Source organism: Brasilonema octagenarum UFV-OR1, from assembly GCF_963888615.1.
GTDB classification, from domain to species: Bacteria; Cyanobacteriota; Cyanobacteriia; order Cyanobacteriales; family Nostocaceae; genus Brasilonema; species Brasilonema sennae.
Map to the genome: position 1 here is coordinate 1 of NZ_CAWPKW010000178.1, position 6,559 is coordinate 6,559.

The window sequence follows — 6,559 nt, forward strand, 5'->3', positions numbered from 1 at the left end:
CAAAGTAGCGTCTGTGCAGGAGATACCCGAAGGGGTTTCCCGGCGCAAAACTTTTCAAGACGAATTTTGAATTCCGCGTTCGCGCAGCGTGTCCCCTTGGGACGAGCGCGGTACTAGCTACCTGGTTCTTGAGGAGTCTGAGATGTATGTAACGATTGCATTAATTGACCAAGAGCGTACTCTAATCGAGCGCCTGGATCAGTCGCAACCCATCCTTCAGGTGTGAGCTGGCGCACCTCAAAGTGCAAGTGGGGACCTGTGGACAAACCAGTGCTACCAACTTGTCCAATAACGGTTCCCTTTTGCACCCATTGACCGGGCTGAACAAAGATTTCTGACATATGACCGTAAAGAGTTTGTTGGGCGTTGCTGTGGTTAAGTATCACTGTCATACCGTAGCCGCCCAACCAATCAGCACTCTCTACTTTACCAGGGTAGGCTGCCAAAACAGGTGTTCCCATCGCTGCGCCGATGTCTGTACCAGAGTGGAAACTGCGATCGCCTGTAATGGGATGAGTTCGCCAACCAAACAAAGAAGTAATTGCAGAGGGGATAGAAAGGGGATACATCAATCCCGGACCACTTGCGAGTTTACCACCATAGACTTCACCGTAGTTTACTTGCGGCAATACTGCTGCTAGTGGAATGTCGTATGTGACATTACTGGGGCGAGGAGCAAGATTTTCTGCAGTCATTGGTGCGCTTAAGGTACCACCTAGTGGTGCGATCGGTACAGAACTCACTGTTGTCGGAGAGGAAAAGTCGGGGATAAACCGATTCGGGTGATATGTATCCTTACTCACACTTCTATAAGCTGTTTGAGAACTGCGATGCCTTACAGGAGTCACCGCACGAGAAACGCTCCTATGAGTGGGACGTTGCAGAGAGTTTTGTTCTTTTGTCTCAACATGCTTGACGGGCGGAACAGTTGCTAGTGTGGCAGGTTTACTTTTTCTAATCCAACTTGCTTTCTTTTGGGGTAATTCAGTATTAGACTGTTGTGTAACTACTACAGAATTCGGTGCCTGATACCTATTGGTAGCACCAACGTTGTATTCGCCTGGATCGATATAAGCGTTGTTGTAATCTTTTGGGGTGGAGTCATTACTAGAGGAGGCGGTGGGTTGCAAAAGTTCCCTCCAGTGTGCAAGGCGGCGTCGAACAGGTGAGTTGTTCTCTTGGGAAACCTGTTGTTGAGGTTGTTCCTTGCTCAGACTTATGTTGAATTGTGGAATATCTACAGATGGTCTTCTCTGTAACCTTGCTCTCCAGTTTGTCACACTTTCGGTACGTACAGAAACTTCCGCACGGGGTTTGAATTTTCTGATAGCAACCCCTGTTGGTGAATCTTGTGCACGACGTTTGTAATTCCGCAGAGCGACAGCAGGACTTGGTCTTTTTGCCTGAGAGAGTCTTTGTCTGAGTCTAACTCGGCGTTGAGAAAATTCGTCGGATTGTGATTTCGTCCCTTCTACTGCGGGACTACTATCTTTGTGTTCAAAAGTTTCTCTTTTGACTCTATTCGCCGATGATGCTGGTTGAGAGTTTTCAGTAGTGGGAACAATATTATCGATTGCGGATTCAGTTTGAGCAAAGACCAAACCACCATTACTCAGCAGCCCTATGCTGCCAAGCCAAGCGAGACTTTGTGCTGGGAGCGTAGACGCAAAGCGTCTTGTTGACAGACATTGCTGCCACAATTGATGCAAACAGTTCTCAGCAGAGTTATTGCGCTGCGTCATTGTTTTTTTGATGTTTTGTGTATTGTAGAGCATGAACTACCTGTACTCGCATTCGGTGTGAGTATAGGTTTCGAGTCTCATTCGCTGTTGCTGTGTTGGGTATACTCATGAGTGAGTATTCGGAACCAAATCTGATCTAATTACGGTTAGTAGATTGAATGAAACAAGAATCCCATCGCCCTTTTAGGCGTGGGAATGTCAAAGCTTCGGCTCCGCTCAGCTTTGACCCTGAGCGGAGCCGAAGGGTCAATTGGTTAATCAGATGAATGACAGTAACCCAAACTGATTGTACCGGGCTGAAGGTAAATTTCTGATATTTTTACTGATTTGTGTTCCGATGTTTCCATACGAACCCGAAGCTCCCCAGTATTTGCCACGCCAATGATAGTACCTACAGTGTTGTTAACATAGACTTTCTCACCTATGTTCATCAGCAACTCTAGATAACGATATATTAGTATATTGATTCCTTCTTGCAACAAGCACTGTATACCAGATTCGATTCCAATTAAAACTGTAGAAATAAGCGTTTCCAAACACGAGACGAATTTGGTCTGCTGATTTGCTTGCCACATTTGGAGATTAATTCCGGTTTCTGGTACAGGGTTTGCCCAATTTAACCCTACACCAATCACTGCTTGAGTGATGACACCCTTGTGTATTTTGGTTTCCGTCAAAATACCGCCAAGCTTTCGGCTGACTAAGATTAAATCATTAGGCCATTTAATACCAACAGGAACGTCGCAGTTTCGCAATTGTTGAGCAATTCCCCAAGCAGTAGCCAGGGTGAGTTGGTAGCTGTTGGTAGCATATAGTTTGGGGAGGCAAAAAGCAGTCGTATTTTCTGCTGCTTTATTACCGTTTGCAATAGCCACTGAAAGATATAATCCCCCAGCTGATGATATCCATTGACGACCCCATTGTCCTCTTCCTGCTGTTTGCTCAGTCGCAATCACAACACATCCTGGTTCAGCGCCTTGGGCGAGTAAGTCCCAAAGGATTTGGTTAGTTGAAGAAACAGTTTCAAAAAGATGTAGCGAAAATTGTAAATAAGGACTGTTGCGCCCTACTTGTAGAGCAGTTTCCAACTTTTGTTGATCCAATGCCATAGCAGTTTACCTAAATTTTCTAGTGCTAGGATAAATTGACTGCTATTGATGTTTGTTTTTAGGTTTGGTTAAAGATGCACGCTTGGCACTGGCGCACATGGGAAGGGTTACCCTATCTAACCTGTAGTCTATTGGAACCCTGGCATCATGGCTTTTTTACTCAGCAGTTTTCACCTACTTATCCGTCAGAACTCACAAAGGTGCTGCATCCAGAAGCATCAGCTTATCGCTTAAAACAGGTACATGGCAATACTGTCCTGACTCCAAAAGAAATTGTCGCTCTTTTAGCTGAAGGTGGTGACAAGGTCGATGGAGAAGGTGATGATGCCCTTGTATCAGGAGATGGGTTAATATCCAATCAGCCTCTGCAAGCAGTATGGGTGGCTACGGCTGACTGCACGCCTGTACTAATTGCTGATGAGAAAACAGGACAAGTTGCAGCTGTTCATGCGGGTTGGCGTGGCACTGCGCTCAAGATAGTACCGCAAGCGATCGCCCGAATGCAAGCACAAGGTAGCAAACTTCAAGATTTGCGAATAGCGATGGGACCAGCGATCGCAGGTGAAGTTTATCAAGTCTCAGAACAAGTTGCAGCTGAAGTTGGAGCAACAATTATACCACATAATGACGAAAAAACAATTGTAGCTGCATTGTACAAGCTACCAAATTCACCTTTACTCAGCGATCCAAATCCAGAACGGGTACGGTTGGATGTGCGGCGGGTGAATACTTTACAACTTGAACAGTTGGGGATTAGTCCGGAACAGATGGCGATCGCCCCTTATTGTACTTATCAAACCCCAGAGCATTTCTTTTCTTACCGCCGGGAAAAGCAGAAAAAAGTTCAGTGGTCGGGTATTGTTAGCAATTACCTGTGAGTGTCTGGAACTCACCAATTGTTATCAGTGAGACGCCCATCTCATCTGTAACAGCGCATCAAAAATCTAGAGGACTGCGTACCCCTCGTCCACCACAGCCCACAATTTAAAAAAAGCTCTCTCTCAACTCAAAGTGACCTTAGATTGAAAATGGCTAGAAGGAAAAAAACTCAAATCCTGGACAAAGAGTTTGAAACGCAAAAAGAACTAAAAGAATATGTTCAAAAAATTTTATACGCATACGAGCTAAACGAACTCTTGTCTCCTGAACACTTCCAATTTATTAGGTCGCTTCTCAATAATCATCCCGATTCCTACGAGAAAATTGGTGATGGTATAGAAAGCATCTGGATACAAGAAAATGTAGTCAATCGTGGAAAGTCGAGAGGTTTCTGGTTTCAACGTATAGATCGTTCAATCGATAACTTCAGTTACAAAGTATGTATTGAAAGTGCTCCATCAGTGACAAGTCATTTTCTCATGGCATGTAGAGAGGCTGTAGATAGTTATGTCAATGCTTATCGAGAAAAAACTTTTCAGGGGGTATAAATATTGCAATGTCCCACTACTGGTGACTCAATCACCTTAAAAGAATCATATGTCGCGCATTCACCTTTACACTTTAAAGAACTGGCAGAAGCATTCAGAAAAAACGAGGATTTAGTCTTATCGGAACAATTGTTCCAAGTTTATCGTAATGGTGATTTCGCTATGAGTTTTGCTGATGAAGCTCTTCGACAAAAGTGGATCAAATACCACTCTGAAAACGCTACCCTTGAGATTAGAAGCAAGAGCGTACTTGGAGTCAAAGTGTGAAACAGATGTGGCATAATTGCGTTGAGTTCACAACCATGTTATGTTTTGGGCGATCAATTTTGAATCAAAGCTACGTACCTCAGTTCACAGAGCGATATTGCTTAGGGTTATAATTTGAGGCAAGCGAATCCCAATTGGAACAATGACTACAGTAGCTATTTTGCCAATCTCTAATCCAAACGGTGAAAAGTCTTATCGCGCTATTGCAGGTGACAAGCAATCGGTTGGCAAAACTGCGGGGCAAGCCCTAGATGGGTTGACGGCTCAGTTAGGTGAAACTGAGTTCAGTGCGCTGCTCGTTATTCAAAGTTTTCGTCCCGATCCGTTCTTCAGTACAGATCAACAAAAACGGTTATCAGAGTTGATGAGTCTATGGCGGACAGCACGAGATCAAGGACAAGCGTTGCCGCCAGAGCAACAAGCAGAGCTAGATACTCTCGTTGATACTGAACTGAGAGCTGCAACAGCCCGGACAGCCGCATTAATGCAGCAATTGAGTCAATGAATTCTTATTACACAGTGGTTGCAGAACGAGCGAATCATCGTTGTGAATACTGTCATGCACCTGAACTCATATTCAACTTTCCGTTTGAAGTCGAACACATTATCCCGCTTTCTAGACAAGGTGCAGATGATGAGTCCAATTTAGCCCTTGCATGTCGCTCATGTAATCTCCGTAAAGGAACTCCCATCAGTGGCATTGAACTTAATTCAAATACTCAAGCTCGTTTCTTTCATCCAAGACAAGACCGATGGGATGAGCATTTCCAAGCCATTGTGGAGTTTGGTACGGTTATGGGCATCACTTCTATTGGAATAGTCACTGTGGAGTATTTGCAGATAAATAGCTCTTCTCAAGTAGCAGCACGACAATTATGGATTCGTTTAGGTTTATTTCCGTAAATGCGTGCTTCAGTCCAACACTGCGCTCCACCGGATTGCTAGTTTCAGCGTTGGCGTTAAGCGTAGCTGCGCCTCCGGCAATCGCCCCTTATTGTACTTATCAAACTCCAGAGTATTTCTTTTCTTACCGCCGAGAAAAGCAGAAAAAAGTGCAGTGGTCTGGTATTGTTAGCGTTACTTCTGCTTAAATATCTACAATACTTGTTTCGCCACAATATCTATCAAATCATTATAAGATGATGTTTTAACAAAGTAGGAGCAAGCGCCTAAGCTAGCGGCTTGAACCAGATCATCTGGATCGTCGGAGACACTTATAACCAGAACTGGTAAATGTCTCAGCTTGGAATGCTGCTTAACCCATTCAAGTAAGTCAAAACCAGACATGTAGGGCAGCCTGATATTTGTCATTATCATCACTGGTAGTGGATAACACTCTCTGTCAGCGTAAGACTCTTTACCCGACAAGTAGTTTACAGCTTCTTGCCCATTTTCAACGACTTGAAAAGATAGTGGTAAATTAGCGAATTCAAATGAGGCTAAGATCAGAAATCTTGTATCCGGCTCATCTTCGACTAATAAAATGGTTTTATATGCTTCACCCATTAGCAAAATACAACGTAAATACAATACTCTTCTATCTGCAGAGTAATTAATTGTGTTTATCCCTAACCTCCTCTGTGAGAATGAGTTAATGTTAAGTATTTATGTGCTAAAAAATACATTGTAGCGCCCGTCACACAAAAACTTAATAATCATATCCATCAATAGGTGGTTAAATATTCGTTGACATTAACTAAATATTATTAATAGTTGAGAAAACATCCACGTCATATCAATTCCTCTGTTGTTTGCTTCCATTTTCACAGGGGAATTTTTTTTATCTATATTTTCTTTGTGATAAACAAGATAAAAATTGCAAGCACGTCTATCTAATACTATTTCATAAAATGCCTAATAACTCTTTGGGCCAAATTTAAACGGTATTACGTCTCTACTCAACCACTCATAACTGATGAATCTTTCCAATATACTGTAACTCAGATCTTGCACCATAACTTTCGTCCGCCAAGAAATAAATTTCTTGGCTCAAAGTTCAAGTCCGTTAAAACGG

General features: G+C 43.2%; 7 protein-coding genes and 1 pseudogene. 5 read left to right on the forward strand and 3 right to left on the reverse strand.

The window, feature by feature from the left end; genetic code table 11:
• Positions 1-113: 113 nt before the first annotated feature.
• Together AC5590_RS12365 and AC5590_RS12370 are read right to left on the reverse strand one after the other, a co-directional pair.
• Positions 114-1,742, reverse strand: coding sequence for a M23 family metallopeptidase (locus AC5590_RS12365; RefSeq protein WP_169268747.1), 1,629 nt, complete (start codon positions 1,740-1,742; stop codon positions 114-116).
• Positions 1,743-1,996: 254 nt separating this feature from the next.
• Positions 1,997-2,851: a biotin--[acetyl-CoA-carboxylase] ligase gene (locus AC5590_RS12370; RefSeq protein ID WP_169268748.1), complete on the reverse strand. Its 855-nt coding sequence runs from the start codon at positions 2,849-2,851 to the stop codon at positions 1,997-1,999.
• 74 nt (positions 2,852-2,925) lie between these two features.
• Between AC5590_RS12370 and pgeF the strand changes: the two genes are divergently transcribed.
• The 5 genes and pseudogenes from pgeF to AC5590_RS12395 form a co-directional block, all read left to right on the forward strand.
• Positions 2,926-3,729 carry a peptidoglycan editing factor PgeF gene (pgeF, locus tag AC5590_RS12375; RefSeq protein ID WP_169268749.1) on the forward strand — a complete coding sequence of 268 codons (804 nt, stop codon included), beginning with the start codon at positions 2,926-2,928 and terminating at the stop codon, positions 3,727-3,729.
• Positions 3,730-3,879: 150 nt separating this feature from the next.
• Entirely contained in the window at positions 3,880-4,278 is a 399-nt protein-coding gene (locus AC5590_RS12380) for a DCL family protein (RefSeq protein ID WP_169268750.1), read from the forward strand.
• 409 nt (positions 4,279-4,687) lie between these two features.
• Positions 4,688-5,050 carry a hypothetical protein gene (locus AC5590_RS12385; RefSeq protein WP_169268751.1) on the forward strand — a complete coding sequence of 121 codons (363 nt, stop codon included), beginning with the start codon at positions 4,688-4,690 and terminating at the stop codon, positions 5,048-5,050.
• Positions 5,047-5,448, forward strand: a complete 402-nt coding sequence (locus AC5590_RS12390) for an HNH endonuclease (RefSeq protein ID WP_169268752.1) — start codon at positions 5,047-5,049, stop codon at positions 5,446-5,448. The genes AC5590_RS12385 and AC5590_RS12390 overlap by 4 nt, the downstream gene beginning before the upstream one ends.
• Before the next feature lie 77 nt (positions 5,449-5,525).
• A pseudogene (locus AC5590_RS12395) lies at positions 5,526-5,636 on the forward strand (peptidoglycan editing factor PgeF); the annotation flags it as partial.
• A gap of 4 nt (positions 5,637-5,640) precedes the next feature.
• On the opposite strand, the gene AC5590_RS12400 reads toward AC5590_RS12395, so the two are convergent.
• Positions 5,641-6,075: a response regulator gene (locus AC5590_RS12400; RefSeq protein WP_169268753.1), complete on the reverse strand. Its 435-nt coding sequence runs from the start codon at positions 6,073-6,075 to the stop codon at positions 5,641-5,643.
• Positions 6,076-6,559 lie beyond the last annotated feature (484 nt).

Excerpts from the sequence above, each read along its gene's own strand:
- AC5590_RS12365 (WP_169268747.1), bottom strand. The coding sequence starts at position 1,742 with ATGACGCAGCGCAATAACTCTGCTGAGAACTGTTTGCATCAATTGTGG.
- AC5590_RS12370 (WP_169268748.1), bottom strand. The coding sequence starts at position 2,851 with ATGGCATTGGATCAACAAAAGTTGGAAACTGCTCTACAAGTAGGGCGC.
- pgeF (WP_169268749.1), top strand. The coding sequence starts at position 2,926 with ATGCACGCTTGGCACTGGCGCACATGGGAAGGGTTACCCTATCTAACC.
- AC5590_RS12380 (WP_169268750.1), top strand. The coding sequence starts at position 3,880 with ATGGCTAGAAGGAAAAAAACTCAAATCCTGGACAAAGAGTTTGAAACG.
- AC5590_RS12385 (WP_169268751.1), top strand. The coding sequence starts at position 4,688 with ATGACTACAGTAGCTATTTTGCCAATCTCTAATCCAAACGGTGAAAAG.
- AC5590_RS12390 (WP_169268752.1), top strand. The coding sequence starts at position 5,047 with ATGAATTCTTATTACACAGTGGTTGCAGAACGAGCGAATCATCGTTGT.